Consider the following 2,308-nt stretch of genomic DNA (forward strand, 5'->3'; position numbering starts at 1 on the left):
GTCATTCTGCTGCTGTCCGACCATTGTTTTTGCATTGCGAATGGACTGCAATCAAGGTTCCTGTCCCCTTTTCCCTATAGGAATTGATCTGGCTAATGTGGACTATAGGCGCTATGCCTGGAATTCAGGGGTGGCGACGGTTTTAAGATGAAGCGGTGGTTGCTGATGATTTTGGTGAGGGTTTTCATGGGGGAAATCTCTTTGGGGCGTTTAATATTAATGTTTCTGCCTAACTTTTGCTATATGTAATGCAACAGTAAATTGCCATATAGGCAGAATTCTTCACTTCCGGACGAAAACAAGAAACTATAAATATCTAATGAAAGAAACCAAGAAATCGCTCTCTTGGTTTCTCTTTAAAAATAACAGCATTCAGACTTTAATTTTGTTAAGAAAATACTCTTTGGTTATAATAATATCTTTTAACTCTTCATATTCTGCTAGTATTCTCTCTAATATCTCTTCTATCTCTTCATCATTTATAAAAGTAGTTTCTGTTGCACTGTTTATATAGACTTCTATACTTTCATCTTTTATACCTTCTAAAGATTGGGGTAGATATTTAGCTCCTTCTTTTTTATATGCTTGCCAAGCTGTATAGGAAACAGCATCCACTAGTAGCGACCATAACCTGGCAATATTTAAGTCTTCTTCTTCCTCTGCATATTCAGAGATACCTGTAAAATCTTCATTATCTATTAATTCATATAGACTATCAGCATTAATATCTCCTCTTTCTACCCAAAGCCAACAAGCGTCCAATGATTTTCTTCCTTCTGCATATCTAATGTCACTTTCACTTACCTCTTTAAAAACTTTTTCAGCGATTGTTAAGGTACAAGCAACCTTTATATAATTGTTAAAGCTGTATATAGTAGAAACATTAATCATAATACACCTCTTGTCTTAAGTTTACTTACAAATTATTTTACCATTCTGCAATATAAAAGAGGTTAGCCCATTAGTTTTTACCGACTCATCAATTTCAGAAGTAACAATTATCTTTAAATTAGGGTATTTCATGCTTGCCTGATAAAAAATTCCGCATTTATCTTCTGGAAAAGGTTTATTTAAGCCTTTAGTACATTTATTACACACGCCTCGAGGGTTTGATTGATGAATGTATAAATTCCCTGTGACTTCTTTAGGGTCTATGCCGGTTTTAATCACGGCATCATTAAACTCATTAAGTACTCCTTCTTCAGCATGTCGAGTAAATTGAGCTAACTTCGGATTCTTAATATGGTCATATGGCGCTTTGAATTCCCTATCTGGTTTTACTACATCTAGCGATGGTAAGTTAGCCTGATTTCTAACTTCAGGGGAAGCTCCTTTAAACACTGAATTTTCTAATATTGGTATTTCTGCCTTTCCAACTGCTATCGTATGTGTTTTAGAAACATTAAGTTCGGCCCTATAATCATCTAAATCTTTCTTTCCTACTATAGACTTAATATTAATTTTTACATTTTCCCCAGACTTAGCTGAAAAAGCCATAGGATATAGTTTCTTTAAAGGTTCTTTTTCAATAGTGAGAATAGGAAATTTCTGCCCTTGTGGAGAAACTAATACCTCATTTTTAATTCTTATAGGAAGTTTTAATTCGCCTACTTTATTTTTGATATGACTTAACGCTTCATTAGCTTTATTTTGAAGTGATTTAATGTGCTCATTACTAAACGGCATTTTAGGCTTCGTTATATTAGGCACTGGAATCTTAGGCCCATACTTATCCAGCGCCGCACCAGCCCCGCCGATCCCCAGCATCGTCAATCCAGCAAACAAACTGTTCTTCCTCTGCTCATCTGTCAGCTGATTGCCGAACATGTCCCTTCCTGTAATCCCTTCCGCCAGGCCATTCGCACTAACGAGGCCGTAGATGCCTTTTTCAGTTTTACCCAGGATCTCCATGCCTTTAACCGTTTTATAGGCGTCCATTGTTTTCGAGGCTGCTGTGACTCCTTTTACAGTTGAGTAGATCGCCTTGCCGCCTTTAGCTGCGCGTCCTGCCCAGCCGAGGACAGGGATGAATCCGGCAACGGCCATGGCGCCGGCTGCGATGCGTTCTGCCTCACTGAGTTTCCTGCCTGTTACAGGGTCGACGCCAGTTGCTGCGCGTTTTGCATCATAGTAGCCGGAGACTTCACCGACGAAGTCTGAGGCCATGTCCCAGCCTTTTTCATACCAGGGCCGGTTCTCTTTTTCGATCATGGCTTTTTCGACTCGTCTTGCTTCAGCCTGTTCATTTTTGGCGTTGATGTATTCTGTTGTCTGCTTGGCCGCTTCCTGGTTGACTTTGTACATTTCA

At 39.0% G+C, this 2,308-nt stretch carries 2 protein-coding genes; both read right to left on the minus strand.

What is annotated here, in order from left to right:
- Positions 1–372: 372 nt before the first annotated feature.
- Positions 373–891 (minus strand): Imm6 family immunity protein, encoded by a 519-nt coding sequence (locus tag LRR81_RS21070; RefSeq protein WP_231791386.1) that lies wholly within the window; start codon positions 889–891, stop codon positions 373–375.
- A 21-nt stretch (positions 892–912) separates the two neighbouring features.
- The coding region (locus tag LRR81_RS21075) for a pre-toxin TG domain-containing protein (protein ID WP_231791387.1) at positions 913–2,308 on the minus strand (1,396 nt) is incomplete at its 5' end.

Source organism: Metabacillus kandeliae (assembly GCF_021166585.1).
Lineage (GTDB): Bacteria > Bacillota > Bacilli > Bacillales > Bacillaceae > Metabacillus_B > Metabacillus_B kandeliae.